General features: G+C 72.9%; 21 protein-coding genes. 12 read left to right on the top strand and 9 right to left on the bottom strand.

The window, feature by feature from the left end; genetic code table 11:
• Positions 1 to 68: 68 nt before the first annotated feature.
• The 3 genes from B9S64_RS18110 (at position 69) to B9S64_RS18100 (ending at position 3,800) form a co-directional block, all read left to right on the top strand.
• Positions 69 to 860: a class I SAM-dependent methyltransferase gene (locus B9S64_RS18110; RefSeq protein WP_103490156.1), complete on the top strand. Its 792-nt coding sequence runs from the start codon at positions 69 to 71 to the stop codon at positions 858 to 860.
• Positions 861 to 1,110: 250 nt separating this feature from the next.
• On the top strand, positions 1,111 to 2,172 hold the full coding sequence (locus tag B9S64_RS18105) for a C40 family peptidase (protein ID WP_103490157.1): 1,062 nt from the start codon (positions 1,111 to 1,113) through the stop codon (positions 2,170 to 2,172).
• Between the two features lie 281 nt (positions 2,173 to 2,453).
• Positions 2,454 to 3,800 (top strand): PP2C family protein-serine/threonine phosphatase, encoded by a 1,347-nt coding sequence (locus tag B9S64_RS18100; protein ID WP_103490158.1) that lies wholly within the window; start codon positions 2,454 to 2,456, stop codon positions 3,798 to 3,800.
• On the opposite strand, the gene B9S64_RS18095 is transcribed toward B9S64_RS18100, so the two are convergent.
• The 4 genes from B9S64_RS18095 to B9S64_RS18080 all read right to left on the bottom strand — a co-directional run bounded on the left by B9S64_RS18095 (position 3,782) and on the right by B9S64_RS18080 (position 6,854).
• Positions 3,782 to 4,117 (bottom strand): DUF2516 family protein, encoded by a 336-nt coding sequence (locus B9S64_RS18095; RefSeq protein WP_103490168.1) that lies wholly within the window; start codon positions 4,115 to 4,117, stop codon positions 3,782 to 3,784. The genes B9S64_RS18100 and B9S64_RS18095 overlap by 19 nt on opposite strands.
• Positions 4,118 to 4,465: 348 nt before the next feature.
• Entirely contained in the window at positions 4,466 to 5,179 is a 714-nt protein-coding gene (locus tag B9S64_RS18090) for a hypothetical protein (RefSeq protein ID WP_103490159.1), read from the bottom strand.
• 30 nt (positions 5,180 to 5,209) lie between these two features.
• Entirely contained in the window at positions 5,210 to 5,662 is a 453-nt protein-coding gene (locus tag B9S64_RS18085; RefSeq protein WP_103490160.1) for a helix-turn-helix domain-containing protein, read from the bottom strand.
• 568 nt (positions 5,663 to 6,230) lie between these two features.
• A complete protein-coding gene (locus B9S64_RS18080; RefSeq protein WP_103490161.1) occupies positions 6,231 to 6,854 on the bottom strand; it encodes a TetR/AcrR family transcriptional regulator in 624 nt (207 codons plus the stop codon).
• Between the two features lie 69 nt (positions 6,855 to 6,923).
• On the opposite strand from B9S64_RS18080, the gene B9S64_RS18075 reads away from it, so the two are divergent.
• Entirely contained in the window at positions 6,924 to 7,346 is a 423-nt protein-coding gene (locus B9S64_RS18075; protein ID WP_181012207.1) for a hypothetical protein, read from the top strand.
• Positions 7,347 to 7,499: 153 nt separating this feature from the next.
• On the opposite strand, the gene B9S64_RS18070 is transcribed toward B9S64_RS18075, so the two are convergent.
• Positions 7,500 to 8,099 carry a TetR/AcrR family transcriptional regulator gene (locus B9S64_RS18070; RefSeq protein ID WP_103490162.1) on the bottom strand — a complete coding sequence of 200 codons (600 nt, stop codon included), beginning with the start codon at positions 8,097 to 8,099 and terminating at the stop codon, positions 7,500 to 7,502.
• 61 nt (positions 8,100 to 8,160) lie between these two features.
• Here B9S64_RS18070 and B9S64_RS18065 point away from each other — a divergent pair, with 61 nt between their 5' ends.
• From B9S64_RS18065 to B9S64_RS18045, 5 genes are all read left to right on the top strand, one after another.
• Entirely contained in the window at positions 8,161 to 8,991 is an 831-nt protein-coding gene (locus B9S64_RS18065) for a class I SAM-dependent methyltransferase (RefSeq protein ID WP_181012208.1), read from the top strand.
• A gap of 249 nt (positions 8,992 to 9,240) precedes the next feature.
• The gene (locus B9S64_RS18060) at positions 9,241 to 9,762 is read left to right on the top strand and encodes an ATP-binding protein (protein ID WP_103490171.1); all 522 of its coding nucleotides are present in this window, start codon (positions 9,241 to 9,243) and stop codon (positions 9,760 to 9,762) included.
• A gap of 164 nt (positions 9,763 to 9,926) precedes the next feature.
• Positions 9,927 to 11,006, top strand: coding sequence for a MerR family transcriptional regulator (locus tag B9S64_RS18055; RefSeq protein ID WP_103490163.1), 1,080 nt, complete (start codon positions 9,927 to 9,929; stop codon positions 11,004 to 11,006).
• A gap of 317 nt (positions 11,007 to 11,323) precedes the next feature.
• A complete protein-coding gene (locus B9S64_RS18050; protein ID WP_028439537.1) occupies positions 11,324 to 11,656 on the top strand; it encodes a hypothetical protein in 333 nt (110 codons plus the stop codon).
• A complete protein-coding gene (locus B9S64_RS18045) occupies positions 11,653 to 12,381 on the top strand; it encodes an HAD family hydrolase (protein WP_103490164.1) in 729 nt (242 codons plus the stop codon). Before B9S64_RS18050 ends, B9S64_RS18045 begins: the two co-directional genes overlap by 4 nt.
• 262 nt (positions 12,382 to 12,643) lie before the next feature.
• Here the strand turns inward: B9S64_RS18045 and B9S64_RS18040 are convergent, their stop codons facing one another.
• Entirely contained in the window at positions 12,644 to 13,465 is an 822-nt protein-coding gene (locus B9S64_RS18040; RefSeq protein ID WP_103490165.1) for a TetR/AcrR family transcriptional regulator C-terminal domain-containing protein, read from the bottom strand.
• 81 nt (positions 13,466 to 13,546) lie between these two features.
• Between B9S64_RS18040 and B9S64_RS18035 the strand changes: the two genes are divergently transcribed.
• Both B9S64_RS18035 and B9S64_RS18030 read left to right on the top strand, forming a co-directional pair.
• Entirely contained in the window at positions 13,547 to 14,536 is a 990-nt protein-coding gene (locus tag B9S64_RS18035; RefSeq protein ID WP_181012209.1) for an ATP-binding cassette domain-containing protein, read from the top strand.
• Positions 14,529 to 15,302: an ABC transporter permease gene (locus B9S64_RS18030; protein WP_103505188.1), complete on the top strand. Its 774-nt coding sequence runs from the start codon at positions 14,529 to 14,531 to the stop codon at positions 15,300 to 15,302. The genes B9S64_RS18035 and B9S64_RS18030 overlap by 8 nt, the downstream gene beginning before the upstream one ends.
• Before the next feature lie 187 nt (positions 15,303 to 15,489).
• Here the strand turns inward: B9S64_RS18030 and B9S64_RS18025 are convergent, their stop codons facing one another.
• The 3 genes from B9S64_RS18025 to B9S64_RS18015 form a co-directional block, all read right to left on the bottom strand.
• Positions 15,490 to 16,740 (bottom strand): GNAT family N-acetyltransferase, encoded by a 1,251-nt coding sequence (locus B9S64_RS18025; RefSeq protein WP_103488496.1) that lies wholly within the window; start codon positions 16,738 to 16,740, stop codon positions 15,490 to 15,492.
• A gap of 137 nt (positions 16,741 to 16,877) precedes the next feature.
• A complete protein-coding gene (locus B9S64_RS18020; RefSeq protein ID WP_103488495.1) occupies positions 16,878 to 17,846 on the bottom strand; it encodes an asparaginase in 969 nt (322 codons plus the stop codon).
• Between the two features lie 54 nt (positions 17,847 to 17,900).
• Complete coding sequence (locus B9S64_RS18015) at positions 17,901 to 18,587, bottom strand: ABC transporter substrate-binding protein (RefSeq protein WP_103488494.1); 687 nt, start codon at positions 18,585 to 18,587, stop codon at positions 17,901 to 17,903.
• 115 nt (positions 18,588 to 18,702) lie between these two features.
• On the opposite strand from B9S64_RS18015, the gene dtd reads away from it, so the two are divergent.
• The gene (dtd, locus tag B9S64_RS18010) at positions 18,703 to 19,152 is read left to right on the top strand and encodes a D-aminoacyl-tRNA deacylase (RefSeq protein WP_103488493.1); all 450 of its coding nucleotides are present in this window, start codon (positions 18,703 to 18,705) and stop codon (positions 19,150 to 19,152) included.
• The last annotated feature ends 24 nt before the right edge of the window (positions 19,153 to 19,176 follow it).

The raw sequence follows: 19,176 nt of genomic DNA, 5'->3' as shown, positions 1-19,176 counted from the left end.
GGGACCCGGGACGCCTCCCGCCCGAACCCCGGTCACCGTCCGCCCCGCGCCCCCTTAGGCTCGCTGTCATGCGCCAGCGCCCCATCGGCACCGCGACCCGCGGGACCACCAACCCCAACCGGCTGCGCCGTATGGACCGCTGGATCACCGCCGTCCACGGCGCCACCCTGCGCCGCAGCGACCAGCCCGTCGCGGTCGATCTCGGCTACGGCGCGGCCCCCTGGACCCCCCTCGAACTGCTGCGCCGGCTGCGCACCGCCGAACCGCGCACCACGGTCGTCGGCATCGAGATCGACCCGGACCGCGTCGCCGCCGCGAAGCCGTACGAGCGTGAGGGCCTCGCCTTCGTCCACGGCGGCTTCGAGATCCCGCTGGACGCGCGCCCCACCCTCATCCGGGCGGCGAACGTGCTCCGCCAGTACGACGAGGACGAGGTCGCGGCGGTCTGGGCGCGGTTGTGCGCCCGGCTCGCGCCGGGCGGGCTGCTCGTCGAGGGCACCTGCGACGAGATCGGCCGGCGGCACGTCTGGGTCGCGCTCGGACCGGAGGGCCCCCGTACGGTGACCTTCGCGACCCGGCTGGGTTCGCTGGAGCGCCCCTCGGACCTGGCGGAGCGCCTGCCGAAGGCACTGATCCACCGCAATGTGCCCGGTGAGCCGGTGCACGCCTTCCTGCGCGACCTCGACCGGGCCTGGGCCACGGCCGCCCCCTACGCGTCGCTCGGCGCGCGCCAGCGCTGGATCGCGGCGGTGCGGGCGGTGTCCGCCGACTGGCCCCTGACGGACGACGTACGCAGGTGGCGGCAGGGCGAGGTGACCGTGCGGTGGTCCGCGCTGCGGCCCGGCACGGACGCGGGCTGAGGGGAGGATCCGGCGGGTGATCCGGCGGTGCCGGACGTGAACCGGGGCCCGGACCGCCCGGTCCGGGAACGCGCGCGTGCCCCCGATCGTCCCCCTGTGTGACGCGTCCTGTGTGACGCGTCACGCGGCGCGGGCCCCTGTTGCTTTACGGGACGACATGGCACGATCACGTCGTCACCGAAAAGTTACTGACGGTAAGTCAGATGGCCGCGATATGGCATATGTTGCCTCACTCCCGGAGGGGGAGCCAGTGAACCGACGCCACTGTGCCTCTGCTGCGATCACCCTGGTCTGCGCACTGGCCCTGCTGACCGCGCCGGTCCAGGCCCTGGCGGCCCCGGTACCCGATCCCGCCCCCTCCTCCACGTCCCCGGCCAGGAAGACCCTCGAAGAGGTACGGGACGAGATCGACACCCTCTACCGCCAGGCGGGCGCCTCGACCGACGCGTACAACCTCGCCAAGGAGGAGGCGAAGCGGCAGTCCAAGGAGATCGCCCAGCTCACCGAGGAGATCACCGAAGGCCAGGAGCGGATCGCGGAGCTGAAGAACAGGGCGGGCGCCCAGGCCCGCGAGCAGTACCGCAACGGCGGCCTGCCGATGGGCGCGCAGCTGATGCTCAGCGGCGACCCCAACCTCTTCCTCGACGGGATGAACCAGGTCCGTCAGGGCCAGCAGGCCACCAAGGGGATGCTCGGCGAACTGGAGCAGGCCCAGGAGGACTTGGAGACCTACACCCAGGACGCCAACCTCAACTGGAAAAAGCTGGAGGCCAACCGCCTCAAGCAGGCGAAGGCCAAGAAGAGCATCAACGCCCGGATCGAGGCGGCGAAGAAGCTCGAAGCGGAGCTGGAGGAAGAGGAGCGGGCCCGCCTCCGGACACTGGAGCGCGAGGCGGCGTCCACGGCGCAGAAGGCCTGGCTCTCCTCCGGCGCCCTCAAGGACATCGACCGCGAGGCCAGCGCGAGCGGCAAGGCGGCCGTGGCCTTCGCGACCGCCCAGATAGGCAAGCCGTACGTGTGGGGCGCTGCGGGCCCCGCCTCGTACGACTGCTCCGGACTGACCTCCCAGGCCTGGGCGGCGGCGAAGCGGCCGATACCCCGGACGTCCCAGGAGCAGTGGCGGCAGCTGCCCCGCGTCGCCGTCCAGGACATGCGCCCCGGCGACCTGATCATCTACTACGGCGACGCCAGCCATGTCGGCATGTACGTCGGCGGCGGCTCGATCGTGCACGCGCCCCGGCCCGGCCGCGACATCACGCTGGCGGGCGCCGGTTCGATGGAGATCCTCGGCGTGGTCCGCCCCGACAAGTAGCCCTGACCGCCCCGTGGCCACCGGACGGAGGCGCGGGGCGTGAGCGATCCCTCTCCCGGGTGGGCCCGTACGTGATGTTCGTCATGGCACCCGTGTCCGTTTCCTCCGCTCACGTCCCGCCGGATCCGTGGCGGGAAGCGGCTTATGGCCGCGCCCACACGGGGCGTCGGCCTCCAGGCGCCATTCCGTTCCCCCGCCGCGGAACGCTATGGTCCCCGTCTGGCGGGTCGTCGATCGTCGGTCCGCCGCGCCCTCGGGGGGAGGGAAGGAAGCCCGAACCCATGCCCGTACCCGTACCGCGGCAACGTGCCGTTTCCGCTGCGGAGACCACCCACGGCCCCGACCTCACCCTGCTGGTGATCTCGGACGACGCTGCGGGCACCTTCACCGTCCCCGAGCTGTCCTCCGAGGGCGGCACCAGGGTCCGCGTCCGTACCGCCCGCAACCTCACCGAGGCGGACCGGCTGCTCACGGACCACGTCGACTGCGTCCTGCTCGACCTCGACCTGGCACCGCCCACCGGGACCCGCGCCGACAGCCGTCCGGACGGCGACACCCAGGCCCGCGACGAGCTGGCCACCCTCCAGCACGTCCTGCGCATCGCACCGCGCCACGCCGTCCTCGCCCTCACCGCCGAGGACGACGCCGAGCGCGCCGCCGAAGCCGTACGCGTGGGGGCCCAGGACTACCTCTACCGGGGGGAGCTCGACGGACGCCTCCTCAGCCGCGCCATCCGGTACGCCGTGGAACGCAAACGCGCCGACATCGCCCAGCACCAGCTGACCGAGTCCCGGCTGCGGGCGCAGGAGAACGCCCGGCTGGAACGCGGACTGCTGCCCACACCGCTCCTGGAGGGCTCCGACCTGGGCTTCGCCGCCCGCTACCGGCCCGGCCGCAGCCGCGCCCTGCTCGGCGGTGACTTCTACGACACGGTCCGCACCCCCGACGGCACCGTGCACGCCATGATCGGCGACGTCTGCGGCCACGGCCCGGACGAGGCGGCGCTCGGCGTCGAACTGCGGATCGCCTGGCGGGCGCTGACCCTGGCCGGGCTCTGCGGCGACCAGTTGCTCGCCACGCTCCAGGAGGTCCTGGAGCACGAACGGCAGAGCGAGGAGATCTTCGCGACCCTGTGCACCGTGGACATCGCCCCCGACGGCCGTAACGCCGGACTCTGCCTCGCGGGCCACCCCGCGCCGCTGATCGCCCGCTCGGGCCGGGCGGCGCACCTGCTCCCGTACCAGGACGGCGGCCCCGCGCTCGGGCTGCTCCCGCGCGCCCGCTGGCCGCGCCGGCAGGTGCAGCTGGGTGGCTCGTGGAGCCTGGTGATGTACACCGACGGGCTGATCGAGGGGCGCGTCTCGGCGGAGGGGTCCCAGCGGCTCGGCCAGGACGGCATGGTGGCGATGGTCAACGGCCAGCTGGAGCGGGGACTGGGCGGCGAGGAACTGCTGGACGCGGCGGTCACCCGGGTACGGGAGCTGAACGGCGGCGAGCTGACGGACGATGTCGCCGTGCTGCTGCTGGAACGCGACGAGGCCCGGATACGGCGACGGGGCCGGAGCGCCTCGCGCTCCCGCCCCGGTGGTCCTGACCCGTCCCCGGGCGGTCAGCGCCCGCCGTTGTAGGGGCCGTACGGTCCGTCGCTGGAGGAACCGCCGCGCCGGCCGCTGCCGCCCGACACCGCCTTGATCGCCGGTCGCACGTCCACCATGAAGACGATGGAGGCGATCACCCCGGCGATCTGCAGGAACAGGATCGGGATGAAGAGGTTCACGGCCACGGCGATGCCGAGGATGATCAGCCAGAAGGACTTCTTCTGCTTGTCCGCGGCCCGGTAGGCGTCCTCGCGCGCCGTGGCGGCGAAGGCCAGCGCGACCACGGCCAGGACGAGCATGGCCAGATAGATCAGCTGGAGAAACGAGCCGAAAGCTTCGAGCAACACGGTGAGCACCGCCTAATCAGGGGAAAGAGCGCCTCGCGGCCAAGGTACCCGGGACAACGACCGGAACACCCCGAAAAGTGCCCGCCCGTCCTTCGGCCGCCCGCCGTCTTCGGGGTGCGCGCCCGCTTCCCGGGCCCGGCCGCGGTTCCAGGTCCGTCAACGTCCCGGAGCGGGCCGCTGTTCCGGGGGCGTCCGCTTGCCGGGGCGGGCCACTGTTCCGGGGGTGACGTAACGTCCCGGGGCGGGCCACTGTTCCGGGGGCGTCCGCTTGCCGGGGCGGGCCACTGTTCCGGGGGTGACGTAACGTCCCGGAGCGGGCCGCTGTTCCGGGGGCGTCCGCTTGCCGGGTTACTTCGCGGACGGCGGCGGGGTGGCCTTCTTGGCCGCCGGCTTCCGGGTGGCCGCCTTCCGCGCGGGGGCGGCGGGGGCCGTCTTCGCCTCGGCGGTCTTCGGCGCGGCCTTCGGAGCCGGCTTCACCGCGGGCTTCTCCGCCGGGGCCGGGGCCGCGGCCACTGTCCGGGGCTCCGGCGCCGGGGCCACCGTCTCGGACTTCGGGGTCGGCGCCGCAGCCACTACCGTCTCGGACTTCGGGGTCGCAGCCGGGCTGGGCTCCGCCTCGACGACGGTGGTGATCTCGACGACCTCCTCGGCCGTCTCACCGCGCCAGGTCCGCACGCTCCGCTCGCCGCGCTCGGCGACCTTCTCGTACGTCTCGCGGGCCCGGACGGCGTACTCGGCGGCCACGCCCACGCTCCGCAGGGCAAGGTCCTGCGCTGTCTCGCCCAGCTTCTTCAGGTCGGTGTCCAGCGACCCCAGGACCTCGGTCACCTTCGCCTGCACGGTGGCCTGCGCCTCCCTGGCCTGCGTGCCGACCCTCTCCCGCGCGGCCTTCGGGTCGGTGTTGCGTACGGCCTCGATCCGCTCGGGCGCCTCGGCCCGCAGCTGCTCGATCAGCGCCGGGACCTTGCGCGCCTGCTCCACGGCGATGTCGGCCGTGCCGGCGGCGAAGTAGAGGGGCGTGGGGTCGGTGAGGGTCTTGCGCAGGTCATCGGTGATGGCCATGACTGTGGTCCTCCCGGATCATCAGATGTGTCAGTTCAGGGGCGGTGTCTCTGCGTCACTGCCGTCGGCCGTGTGCGGGCCGCGGGTCTTCGTACCGGCGCCGTCCGGGGCGCCGGCGGCGCTCTCCGTCCCGGCGTCGAAGCCGTTCTCCTTGCGGAAGGAGTCGTAGATCTGGAGCAGCACGTTCTTCTGCTGCTCGTTGATCGACGGGTCGGCCAGGATGACCGCCCGCGTCTCCAGTTCCTCGCGCTCCCGCTCGTCGAGGATCCCGGCCCGCACGTACAGCGTTTCGGCGGAGATCCGCAGGGCCTTGGCGACCTGCTGCAACACCTCGGCGCTCGGCTTGCGCAGGCCGCGCTCGATCTGGCTGAGATACGGATTGGACACCCCGGCGGCGTCGGCGAGCTGCCGCAACGAGAGCTGCGCAGTACGCCGCTGCTCACGCAGGTACTCGCCGAGATTGCCGACGTTCAGTGATGCCATACGCCGATGGTGCCCCACCCTTGCTAACTTTTGCAAGCGCCTGCTTGCAAAAGTGTTCGCGTGGCGGCGGGGCTGAGGCCGTAGCCGTATCCGATGTGACCCGTCTCCGTGCGGTTGAGGGAGTCCCAGTCCTGGTGAGCATCCAGTCACACGTCTCGCTCAACCTCGGGCATCCGGCGCACTGTCGACTCCGAGCAGGAGGCGCTGGTGGCAAACGACGGAGGCCGCGCTCCACACAGCCGTCGCCCTCGCCGCCGCGAACCGGACCGGGTTCCGGCACCGTGCGCGACCCGCGTCCCTCCCCCCGAGACCTTCACCGTCGGCCACCGGCCCGCCTGCGATCTCTGCGCCTGGCGCTCCGGCGGCAACGGCCAACCCATCCACGTCCGCATCCGAGGGTTCCATGACCATGTCCGCATCCGCCATCAGCGCCGGCCGAGCTACCGGACACCCGCCCCCGAGGCATCACACTCCCGTGGCTCCGCAACGGTCGTGTCGGCTTGGTGGAAGCCGTCGCGGACCTTGACTCACGACCGTGGGCTCGAAGACGCCTCGTCCTGACTGGTCATCACGGAGCATCCCCATCGTGATCGATGAGGGACACGCCCGACGCCAGAGCGCGGGCAACGTCGGCGAAGTACTGCTCGTCGGCGCCAGCGGCGAGACCGAGGGGGACGCCCTGACTGAGGCCGACGAACACCGCCCTGAGCGCGGTGGTCAGGCGATGCGCCTGTTGCGACGTCACGACGCCTCCGTGGTGCGACCTTCCGGTGAACAGCGCGATCAGATGGTTCTCCTGCGACCGGACGGACGTGGCGAGCTGGGATCCCAGCTCGGGGTCATGCAGGGCCATGTCCAGCAAGGTGATCTGGAGTGACAGGCGAGACAACGCGTCCGGCGCGTCACAACTGCGCCGGTAGTACCGGGCGAAGGCGTCGACCGCTTCCAGCAGATCAAGTCCAGCGGGAACCGCCCGCTCGACCTCCTCGTAGTACGGCCGCAGGCAGTCGGCGACCAGGGCGACCACCAGGCCGCTCTTGCTCCCGAACAGCGAGTAGACGGCACCGGTGGTCAGGTCGGCGCGTGCGGCGATCTCGTCGAGCCTGGCCCGGTATCCGTCCCGGGAGACGATCTGAAACGCAGCGTCCAGCAAGGCGCGGCGGTTGCGTTCCTTGGCCTCCGCTCTCGTCATTCTCATAACTTGATTATTGCCGTAATCTCGTTATGAGACCAGCTGGAACGAGCTGCAAGGAGGACGCTCATGGCCCAGATCGTGGCATCGAGGGTGACCCGCCAGACGGTGGGGGCCCTCGCCGATGGCGCCTTCAAGGTGTTGCTCGCCGCCGTCTACATCGTCTGCGCTGCCCCGCTCGGCCGGTTACTCGGCACGCCTGCCTGGCTGATGGCCGTCTCAGGCGTGGCCCTGCTGATCGGCGGCGGCATCGAGATCCGGTACACGCGCGACCGGTCGATGCGCACCTACACGCGGCTCATGATCGCCTACGACAGTGGCTGGGTGCTGGCAGCCTTGACCGGCCTCCTGATGGCCCGGCAGGGCGGCAGCGCCGGGGGTGAAGTCTGGATGGGGTACCAGACAGCAGCCCCCGTCGTGTTCGCCGCGCTGCTGATCGCCTCCGCCCCTGTGCAGATGACCTCGGCCACTCAGCGCGACGCCTCGGATTGAGCGAGACAGGGCACGACGTCCACTGCCCCCTGTGATGTGTGGGCAGTCCCACTCTTCTGTAGGCGTGTGCGACTGGCTCCCGGTCGTGTGTGGGCACGTGCTGGAGAAGATCCGGGGCCGGGGGCGGAGCGACGCGCGACCTGGGTGCTCAGGTCACCCATGGGGTGTTCGCAATGCGCCGGCGACGACGGTGGTCACCATCTTACGGACGGCGGCGGGCTGCGGCGGGGCGCTTGTCCGGTCGGCGAACAGCAGGTGCCCGGCCCCGACGAGGGTGGGGGCGAGTGTGTCGATGTCGGCGTCATCGGCCAGGCGCCCCGACTCCCGCTCGGCCGTGAGGTACGCGGCGATCATCGCGGCGCCTTGCACCGCCAGCGGGATACCGGTCAGGCCGGCCTCGCGCAGCCGGGCGCGGAGGCCGTCGCGGAAGGTGATGAGCGCGACGATCGCCACCGTGACCGGCCCGAACAGGTCCCGCAGGGCGTCGACGAGGTTGTCCACCACGCTCCCGGTGCCGGCTGCCGCGCGCAGAGTCGTGGTTCGGTCCTCGATGCCGCGGACGCGGTCGAGGACCAGTTCCGCCAGGAAGGCGTCGAAGTCGGTGAAGTGCCGGTGCAGCACGCCCTTGGCGCAGCTCGCCTCCTCCGTGACCGCCCGGCTGGTCAACGCGTCGGGCCCGTCCCGCAGCAGGACGCGCTCGGCGGCTTGGAACAACTGGCCGCGCACGTTGTGGATGTGTACCCCTGACGGCATGGTCTCCCTTTCCGCGCCGCCCCGCCTCAACAAGTGGGCAACCGCCCATTAATGTGGGCGCATGCCCACTCTATCGCAGGGACAGCCGGACAAGCCCGGACCCGAGCCCCACCGCCACCGGCAGACGGCCGAGTCGTTCGGTGTGGACGCCGAACGCTACGACCGCGCCCGACCGCCATATCCCGAGGCCTTGGTGGACAGAGTCGTCGCGGCAAGCCCCGGTCGGCACGTCCTCGACGTCGGAGCCGGAACCGGCATCGAGGCCCGGCAATTCCAGGCGGCCGGGTGCACAGTGCTCGCCGTCGAGCCCGACGAACGAATGGCCGCCTTCGCGCGACGCAGCCGTGTCGAGGTCGAGGTCGCCAGGTTCGAGGACTGGCAGCCGGCCGGGCGGCAGTTCGACGCGGTCATCGCCGGCACCGCCTGGCACTGGGTGGATCCCGTCGCCGGCGCGGCCAAGGCGGCCCAGGTGCTCCGGCCCGGCGGCCTGCTCGCCCCCTTCCACCACGTTCCCCAGCTCCCGGCCGAGGTGATCGACGCCCTCGCCGAAGCACTCCAACGGGTCGCCCCCGACTCCCCGTTCAACCCCGGCCTGCTGAGAGGGTCGGCCGTGGACGCGTACCAGCCACTGTTCGCGAGGATCGCCGACGGGATCCGGCAGACGGGCGTGTTCAGCGAGCCGGAACAGTGGCGCTTCGCCTGGGAGCGCACCTACTCCCGAGCGGAGTGGCTCGACCACCTCCCCACCTTCGGCGGCCTCACCCAACTCCCCGCGGACAAGCTGGCGGAGGTCCTGGACAGCGCCGGGACCGCGGTCGACGTGCTCGGCGGCCACGCCGCCATGCCCTACACATCCGTCGTGATCACCTCGACCCGCTCGCGTACGGCCTGACCGCCGCACACGTCGGGCGTCGCCGGGCGTCGCCGGGCACGAGCAGACCGGTGAGCTCGGCGACGCCCCGGGGAGGCGAGGACGAAGACGTGCGCGCGGGGAAGGCTCCCCCGACCTCTTACGCGCCGGGCATCGGCGGGCCTGGCGTCCTGCGGCTGAGCGGTACATCAGGCGCCGGCCTGTCCCACCGTGCCCGTTCCCACCGCGTACACCGGGCACACCGGGCACACCGCGCTAGCCTGGGGCGCCATGATCGTATGGCTCAACGGCACCCACGGCGCGGGCAAGACGACGACCAGCCCGCTCGTGCAGCGACTGATCCCGGATTCCCGGGTGTTCGACGCCGAGAAGGTCGGCGAGACGCTCATGGACATCTCGCCGGGGCTGCCCGTGACGGACAACTTCCAGCACTGGCCTCCGTGGCGGCGGCTCGTGGTCGAGACCGCCCGTCATGTGCTCGACTACACCGGCGGCACCCTGGTGGTGCCCATGACCGTGCTGGTCGAGCAGTACTGGCGGGAGATCAGCGCGGGCCTCGCCCACCACGCCATCCCCGTACGGCACTTCGTCCTCCACGCAGACCAGGAGACCCTCCGGGGACGCATCGAGGGAGACACCCTCCTCGGGCCGTCCCCCTTCCGTCTCCGGTACCTGGAGCCCTACGCCGAGGCGGCCCGCACCTGGCTGCACGGCGAGGCCGAGGTCATCGACACCACGCGCCTCACGCCCGCCGAGGCCGCCCTGCGGATCGCGGAGGCGGTCAAGAGCTGAGGTCCGCCCCTTCGGCCAGGGTGGCTCGCGGGGGTGGGGCGCTCCCGGGGACGTCACGCGAGGCCGCCACGCACTCCCGTACCGCCGCCGGTTGACCTTCACCCTGGGGGAAGCCACAGCATCGGTGGGGCCGGGCGATGTGCCCGGTACGAGGAGGAGCGGGCATGGGGCTGCTGACCATCGGGGCGTTCGCGAGGGCGTCCCGGCTGTCGCCGAAGGCACTGCGCCTCTACGACGAACTCGGTCTGCTGGCCCCCGCCCGTGTCGATCCCGCGACCGGCTACCGCTTCTACGCCCCGGAACAACTGGAGCGAGCCCGGCTCGTCGCCTGGCTCCGGCGCCTGGGCATGCCGCTGGCGCGCATCCAGGGCGTCTGCGCGTTGGAAGGCCCCGAAGCCGCCCGGGAGATCCGCGCGTTCTGGGCTCAGGTCGAGGCGGACACCGCCGCGCGGCGGGATCTCGCTTCCTTCCTCGTCGACCATCTGTCCTGGAAGGACCCCGCCATGCCCATGACCGCCGAACCCCTGGGACTCCGCTACGCCGCCCTCTCCGACCAGGGCCTGGTCCGCAAAAGCAACCAGGACACCGCCTACGCCGACTCCCGCCTGCTCGCCGTCGCCGACGGATACGGCTCCCGGGGCGGCCCCGCCGGAGCGGCCGCCGTCGAGGCCCTCAAGCGTCTCGAAACGGACGGCATCCCGGCGGGCGACCTCCTCAACGTCCTCCAAGCCGCGGTCGGCCGGGCCGAACAGGCCGTACTCGGCGTCGCCGGGGCCGCCCCGACCTCCGAGGACTACGGCACGACCCTCACCGCCCTGCTCTGGACCGGATCGCGGCTGGCCCTCGTCCACATCGGCGACTCCCGCGTCCACCTCCTGCGCGACGGCGAGCTGTTCCAGATCACACAGGACCACACGCTGGTGCGGTCGATGGTCGAGGACGGACGCCTCACCCCGGAAGAGGCCGCCACCCATCCCCAGCGCTCGCTGCTGGTACGCGCCCTGGGCCGGGGAGCCGACGGCACCCCCGACACGCGCCTCCACGACGCCCGGCGGGGAGACCGCTACCTGCTCTGCTCCGACGGCCTGTCCGCCGTCGTGCCGACGGAGGAGATCCACCGGGTACTCGCCGGCACCGCCGAGCCCGAACAGGCCGCCCGCGCACTCATCACCCTGGCCAACGCGTCCGGCGGTCCCGACAACACCAGTTGCGTGGTCGCCGATGTCGTGGAGCTCCGGCCGTAGGGGCGGGCGGCATGCACCTGGAGCCGCACCGGGTCCGTTCCCGGGAGCTCGTCCGCGAAGCCGACGCCTACCGGCTCGCCCGGCAAGCCGCGAGACCCGAACCGGCCCCGGGGCCACGACCACCGGCCCCTCACCGGCCCACCCCGCGCCGCCCGCCGGCCCGGCTCCGTCGATGAGCCCCGCCCCGCCGCGGCCTCATCCGCCCCGCCATGTGCCCGGCGCCGGGCGGGGCACGGCGCCCGTACGTCGGTGAGGACCGCCGGGGGCGGCCGAAAACCGTTCGGCCGCCCCCGGACCTCCCCTCTACGCTGGCCGGTATGTCCCATGGGAAGACCGCGTTCGTCTGCCTGCCCTGCCGCGCCTCGTACAAGCAGCCCTACGACCGGGACCGGCCGGATCGCGTCTGCCCCCGGTGTGCCGGGGCGCTGATCCACGTCGGGTCCGCCTTCGCACCGCCCCGGCGGCGGGACGCGGCCGGGTGGCGCGCCCTGTCGGTGCTGTTGCACGCGGGCGTCCGCTTCCACAAGAGCTGCTGCGGCGGGCCCGGTTACCGGCCCCGTTCCCCGCGCGAGGTGAAGGAGCGGATGGCGTACGCCGAGGCCACCGGCGAGCCGTACGCGCGTGCGCTCGTCCGGGCCGAGGTGGCATGACGTCCGCCGACGCGCCGCCCTCGGGAGCGTCCGGGGCCCCGCGCGCCGAGGCCGTACGCCACCGCCTCGGTCCCGTCGTGGACGCGGCGGGGGCAGGGGCGGTGACGGACACCTCGCCGTACGACGCCGTGCTGTGCGACCTGGACAACGTCATCCGGTACTACGACCTGTCCCGTCTCGCGGCGCTCGAACGGGAATTCGGCCTCCCCGAGGGGACCACCGCCGACCTTGCGTACGCCCCCGAGGTCGATCTGCCCGTCCTGCTGGGCCATGTCACTCCCGACGAGTGGGCGGAGGCCATCGCCCGGGGGCTGTCCGCCCGAGTGGGCGTGGAGCGGGCCCGGACGCTGGGACGGGCGATGGCCGAGGCGCCGTTCCGGGTGGACGGGACGGTGGTCGCCCTGCTGCGCCGGGTACGCGGGCGGGTGCCGCTCGTCCTCGTCACCAACGCCACCCTCCGACTCCACGACGACCTGGCCGCGTCGGGCCTCACGGACCTGGCCGACCATGTGGTCTCCAGCGCCTTGGAAGGGGCAGCCAAACCCGATCCGGCCCTGTACCGGATCGCGGCCGGACGCGCCGGCGTGCGCCCCGAGCGCTGCCTGTTCGTCGACGACCGGCAGGAGAACATCGACACCGCCGAGGCACTCGGCATGACCGGCGTGCTCTTCCGCGAACCGGCCGACCTGTACGGCCCGTTCGGCTTCGCCCGGGAAGACGGATGAGCGGCGGATCGGACGTGGCGGTGCCGCACGATGGCATGGACGACGCGGGCTCCGCCGTACACGGGGGAGACACCGCCGAGCGCCCGGACGGTCTCCCCGACGACTGACGGCTGACGGCTGACGGCTGATCCCTCGACGGCGGATGGCTGACAGCGGACGCCCCGTCAGGCAGAACGGCCCGCGTCCGGCCCGCGTCACCGACCGGCACGACGGACCACACCCGGCCCTCCGTACCGGCCGGCACGAAGCCCCTCGCCCCGCCCTACTCCGCCCCCCGCGCCTCCTTCCGGACGAGCACCTCGACGCCGTCGAGCACCCGCTCCAGCCCGAACACGAACTCGTGGTCCGGGTGGTCCGGTTCGGCCAGGTCCTCGGTCTCCAGCAGACTGACCAGCGCCGGGTGCCGTACGGGGTCGACGAGCCGCTTCAGCGTGCGCTCCCAGCGCGTCATGACCTCCTCGGCCGGGACGCCCTTCTCCTCGACGGCGGCGGCGATGTCGCTCATCAGCAGCGCCTCGTTCCGTACGAAGCCGGACACCAGCATGATGACCGAGATCTTGACGCCCTCGGGAAGTCCGCTCCCCGACAGCGCCTGGAGCCCCTGTTCCCACCAAGCCACCGAATGGGGGCTGGCGGGCGGGCCCCCGATCGGTATGCGCAGCGCCCACAGATTGCGGTGGAACATGCGCCGCTGGGCCCACGCCCACTCGCCCAGGGCCGCGCGCCAGTCGGCCCCCGACTCCAGCGCGGGCAGCGGCTCCGGGGCGCCCATGGCCGCCTCCTGCATCAGGAGGTACAGCTCCTCCTTCGCGGAGACGTACCGGTAGAGCGCCATCGTCGAGGCGCCCAGCTCCTTGGCAACGCGCCCCATCGAGACGGCCCCGAGCCCTTCGGCCGCGGCCACGTCCACGGCGGCGGCGACGATGCGGTCCAGCGAGAGGCCGGGCTTGGGCCCCTTGACCGGGCGGTCCCGCAGCCCCCAGGCGGCCTCGACGCTCGCCGGAAGTCCGGTGCCGTCCCCGCCGTCCGCGCCGTTGTTCCCCGCCACCTGAAGCCCCTCATCCCGTGTGGTCTTGACTGCCATCCTAAGTGTGCGTAATGCTTACGCAGTAGCGCGTACGGCATACGCAGAAGTCGAAGGGGGGTCTCCGCCGTGCCGGAGACGATGATCGAGGCACACGGCCTCACCAAGTCCTACGGAAAACCGTCCGACCCGGTCCGCGTCCTGGACGACCTCGGCCTCCAGGTCCCACGCGGCGGTGTCTTCGCCCTGCTCGGACCCAACGGCGCGGGCAAGACCACCACCGTCCGGATCCTCGCCACCCTGACCACCGCCGACTCCGGCACCGCGCGCGTCGCCGGGTACGACGTCGTCGCCGACCGGCACCGGGTGCGCCGCGCGATCAGCCTGACCGGCCAGTTCGCCGCCGTCGACGCGACCCAGACCGGCGAGGAGAACCTGCGGATGACCGCGCGGCTCACCGGCCTGTCCCGCAGCCACGCGAAACACCGGGCCGCCGAACTCCTGGAACGCTTCGGCCTCACCGAGGCGGCCCGCCGCCAGGTGCGCACCTACTCCGGGGGCATGCGCCGCCGTCTGGACCTGGCGGCCGGGCTGGTCGGCTCCCCCGAGCCCGGGGTCTTCTTCCTGGACGAGCCCACCACCGGCCTCGACCCGCGCAGCCGCCGTGAGCTCTGGCAGGTCGTCCGGGACCTCGCCGACGGAGGCGCGGCCGTCCTGCTCACCACCCAGTACCTGGAGGAGGCCGACCGGCTGGCCGACCGGATCGCCGTCCTGAACGGCGGCCGGGCCGTCGCCGAGGGCAGTCCCGAGACCCTGAAGGCCCGGTTCCCCGGCCACCGGCTCGATCTGGTGCTCACCGGCCGCGAGGCCTACCTGCGCCTCGCCGCCCGCGCGGTCCACCACTCCCCCGGCACCCTCACCCTGGGCCTGCCCACCGACGGCACGGCGGCCCACGCGCGCGCCCTGCTCGACGAGATCGATCCGCACCGCACCGACGTCGAGCGCTTCTCGGTGCACAGCGCGAGCCTCGACGACGTGTTCCTGGCCCTGACCGGACAGACCACCGGAGAGACAGCCGACGAGACCACCGGCGAGACCACCGAGCCGACGGAGGAACCCACCCATGTCTGACGCCCCCGGGGTCCTCACCCACGCCGCCGTCATGACCGGCCGCAGCCTGCGCATCAGCCGCCGCAACCTCGACGCCATGATCACCGCGATGATGCTGCCGATCATGCTGATGCTGATCTTCGTCTACTTCTTCGGCGGCGCGATCGAGACGGGCACCGCCTACGACTCGTACGTCATGTACGTCGTCCCCGGCGTCCTGCTCCTGTGCGCCGGCTTCGGCTCGGCCACCACCGCGGTGGCGGTGAGCGAGGACATGAAGGGCGGCATCATCGACCGTTTCCGGTCCCTGGACGTCGGCGGCGCACCTGTCCTGGCCGGGCATGTCGTGGCGAGCACCGTACGCAACCTGGTCTCCACCACGCTGGTGTTCGGCGTCGCCCTGCTCATCGGCTTCCGCCCCGCCGCCTCCCTCGGCGGCTGGATCGCCGTCGCGGGCGTCCTCCTCGCCTACATCGTCGCGCTGTCCTGGATCTCCGCGGCCATCGGGCTGCTGGCCCGCACCCCGGAGGCGGCCGGCGGCTTCACCTTCTTCATGTCCTTCCTGCCGTACCCGAGCAGCGCGTTCGTCCCGGTCGACTCGATGTCCGGCTGGCTCCACGGGTTCGCCGACCATCAGCCCGTCACCCCGGCCATCGAGGCGCTGCGCGGCCTGCTGCTCGCCCAGCCGGTGGGCAACGCCCCCTGGATCGCGCTGGCCTGGGCGGCGGGGATCCTCACGGTGGCCATCGGCCTGTCGGGCGTGCTGTTCCGGATACGGACCGCGTGAGCCGGTGCGGCACGCCCCGGCGGCCCCTTACGCCACCGGGCCGGCGGCCGGGGCCGGAGCCAGGCCGGGCCAGGCCGGGCCGGCCCGGCCCGGGCACGCCGCTGACGCCGCGTCAGTACCGGCCGCGTCAGGACGGGCCGCGCCAGGACCGGCCCCGTCAGGACAAGCCGCGTCAGAACAGGCCGCGTCAGAACATGTCCGGGCACCACGCCCGGCGCGGCGCACGGAACAGCGCGTCCGCCGCCGTCACCGCACCCGGCCGCAGCTCGTCCACCCGGCCCAGCGCGGCCAGCCGCGCCACCGACTCGTCGCCCAGGCAGAGCGTCGCCAACTCCCCGGCACCCAGCGCCAGGTCGGCGCTCCGGGTCGTCGGCGCGCAGGACGCCCCGGCCGGGGAGGCGTCCAGAAGGAAGCGGCCCGCGGTCAGTCCCGTCGCGTCGTGGACCTCCAGGACCACCTCGGCCTCGGTGTCCCAGGTGCGGGCCGTGAGGGCCCTGGGTACGTCCAGGACGCGCAACCAGAGCCAGTCCGCCTGGGTCACGACACGGGCGGCCCGGGGGTCCGGGAGGAAGAAGGGGAGCAGGTCGTCCGGGGCGCGGCGGCCGGTGCGGACGGTGGTGATCCAGTCGACCGAGCAGACGAACCGCCACAGGACCCGCTCCGCCGCCGGGGTCGCGGCGATCAGGTCGCTCACCGTCGCCGTGTTCAGCGGCTGCTTCCCGTCGCCCCAGCGGGCGTCGGCGCGGTAGGTCACCAGCCCGTCCACCGTGCCGTCCGCCGCGCGGTAGACCGCGTAGAAGGGCTCCGTCCACGTCTCGTACGCCGGCACATGGACACCGGTGGTCCGCAGCCACCACTGCTCGCCCCGGCTCACGACACCGTGCTGCCGGGCCGCCAGCCGGTCGTGCAGCTCCGGCCCCAGGGCGCGTACGGCGTCCCCGTCCACCAGGTCGATCCGGCCGCCGTCCGCCTCGTCGGGCACCGGACGGCGCGGGTCCAGACCGGCCCGGGGCACGTCGATCTCCCACTCGGTGGTCCAGGCGGCCGGGCCGAAGCCGTACCGCCCGTAGATCGGGTACTCGGCCGCGATCAGCGAGGCGACCACGTCACCGCGCTCCTTCGCCGCCGCCAGGTCCACCGCCATCATCCGGCCGAGCAGTCCGCGCCGGCGGTGCGTGGGCGAGACGGTCACCGTGGTGATCGCGTCGGCCGGTACCGTGGCGCCGCCGACGACGGTCAGCTCCTGTGCGAACGATCGGAAGGTGGCGACGCACCGGCCGGCGTCGAACACGCCCTGGACCCGGGCCAGATCGGTGTGGGTCAACCGCAACGCGATCTCCTCCTGCGTCGCCGCGTGCGGCCGCAGGAAGCCGGTGTCCACGGCGCGCAGCCAGTCGGGGAAGTCGGAGACGGTGACGGTACGCGGGTCGAGGCTCATACGCCCCACGCTATGCACCGGCCAGTCAACTGTCGCTCCCTTTACACCCCCGGCGACGTACACCCCCGGCGACCCGGCCACCGGCCGGCGCCCAGGCCCGGCCTCCGCCCGGTCACCGACCCGCTCACAGGCCTGTCTCAGAACGCCGCGCGGATCGCGCCGACCTCCGCGGCCCCGCCGAGCAGCGGCGCCCGGCCGATCCGGGAGACCACCGGGGCGTCCACGCCCAGCAGTTCGAGCGCGCGCGCCAGCACCGGCCCCAGGGCGCGCGTCGATCCGTCGTCGATCTTGAAGGCCAGCGCCCGGCCGTCCGCCAGCGCCACCGCCTGGACCGCCTCGGCGCCCATCTTGGACAGCGTCCCCGGCACCTCCCGCATCAGCCAGGTGTCCGGACGCCGGGTGCCCGCCACGTACTGGGGGTGCTCCCGCATCGCGTCCGCGACCCGGCGCTCCGCCGACCCCGGCTCGGCGGTGACGAAGGCGCGGAAGGCACGGGCCAGGCCCACCAGCCCGATCGCCATCAGCGGCGCCCCGCAGCCGTCCGTACCGACCGCCGCGACGGGCTCGCCCGCCGCCTCCGCGACCACCTGCCCGACCAGCACCTGCAACGGATGGGCCGGGTCGAGATAGGTCGCGGTGTCCCAGCCGTTGCGTACGCAGACCGCGAGCATCGCCGCGTGCTTGCCGGAGCAGTTCATGGTGATCGGTTCCCGCACCCGCCCGGCCGCGAGGTACGCCTCCGCCTCCACCGGGTCCAGCGGAAGGTCCGGCGGGGTCCGCAGGTCGTCCACGGTCAGCCCGTGCTCCGCGAGCATCGTGCGGACCAGTTCGAGGTGGAAGCCCTCGCCGGAGTGGCTCGCGGCGGCCAGCGCCAGCCGCTCCCCGGACAGTTCGAGACCGGCCCGCAGGATCGCGGCGGCCTGCATCGGCTTGTTGGACGAGCGCGGGAAGACCGGGGCGGCCGGGTCGCCGAGGGCGAGATCGACGCTCCCGTCGGGCGCCAGCAGGACCAGCGAACCCCGGTGGTGGCCCTCCGTGAAACCGGACCGTACGACCTCGGCCAGAACCGGGTGCGGGGCGGACGCGGGCGAGTACGGCGAGGTCATGGTGGCGGCTGGCCTTCCGGGCGGCGGGCGGAACCCGCCCCCCGGGGGATCGCCTCAGGCGAGCAGGTCGTCTACTTGTGCTTCCCCGTCACGGTACCTGCGGGCGATCTCCGCACTGCAATCGTCCACGGTCCGCTGGAGCCGGTGACGGCGCCGGGACACCTGCTGCTCGTAGCCCACGAGTCGGCCCATCGCGGCCAGCAGTTCGTCGTCCGTACGCGCCCCCAGGTCGGAGAGCTCCACCTCGGCGAGGGTGTCGGCGGCCAGCCGGCGGTACTCGTCGCTGCGCGGCGTGGTCAGGGTGACGTGCCGCACCGAGGACCGGTGCACGGACGGGGCGTCGGCGAGGATCTCCGAGAGCCGGTCCACCACCGGCGACCGGTGTCCGGCCCGCCGGGCGAGTTCCGCACGCAGGATGTCGATCCGGCCCTGCACCAGTCGGCGTACGTAACTCAGGTCCGCCTCGTCGCGCTGGGCGGCCCGGCGCCGGATCCGCAGGTCCGGCATCCGCAGCCCGCCGAACTCCGCGTGCCCCCGGCCCGCCCCCTCGCCCCCGCAGCCTCCCGCCGCCTGCCCCGGCACGTGCAGCGGCCCGGCCGCCTGCACGGCCTGCGGCACGGGCTCCGGCAGCTGGTCCGGGCCGGGTGAAGCGCCTGTCCGCTGTACAGGTGGCCGCGAGGTACCGGCAGTACGTGTCACCGGTACGGCGCCGGGAGATGACCCGGTTCCCTGTGTACTCATGCTGTTCCGTCCCCTCGGCCGGTGCGTCGGCACACCGACACCGTGCATGGTGCCACTACGGAGGGTGTTCACGCAGGTGCTCTGTACCCGTTCGGCCCAAGATAGGTTGGTCTGTATGCGTGCAGTGATACAGAGGGTGGACGGTGCGAGCGTCACCGTGGCAGGCGGTACGGACGGCCGGCCGGGTACCGCGACGGTCGGCGAGATCGTCGGTGAGGGGCTGTGTGTGCTGGTGGGGGTCACCCACGGGGACACCCCGGAGAAGGCGGCCCAGCTCGCCCGCAAGCTGTGGACCCTGCGGATCCTGGAGGGCGAGAAGTCCTGCTCGGACGTGAACGCGCCGCTCCTGGTGATCTCGCAATTTACCCTCTACGGGGACGCCAGGAAGGGCCGCAGGCCCACCTGGAACGCCGCCGCCCCCGGTGCGGTCGCGGAACCGCTGGTGGACGAGGTGGTGACGGCGCTGCGCGCGCTCGGCGCCCAGGTGGCCACGGGCCGCTTCGGGGCGGAGATGCGGGTCTCGCTCACCAACCACGGCCCGTTCACCGTGCTCGTGGAGGTGTAGCCGCACCCCCGCACGTCGGCCACC

This window comes from Streptomyces sp. SM18, assembly GCF_002910775.2.
Lineage (GTDB): Bacteria > Actinomycetota > Actinomycetes > Streptomycetales > Streptomycetaceae > Streptomyces > Streptomyces halstedii.
Note: the sequence above shows the minus strand (reverse complement) of the source record. Positions and strands in the feature narration are given on the sequence as shown.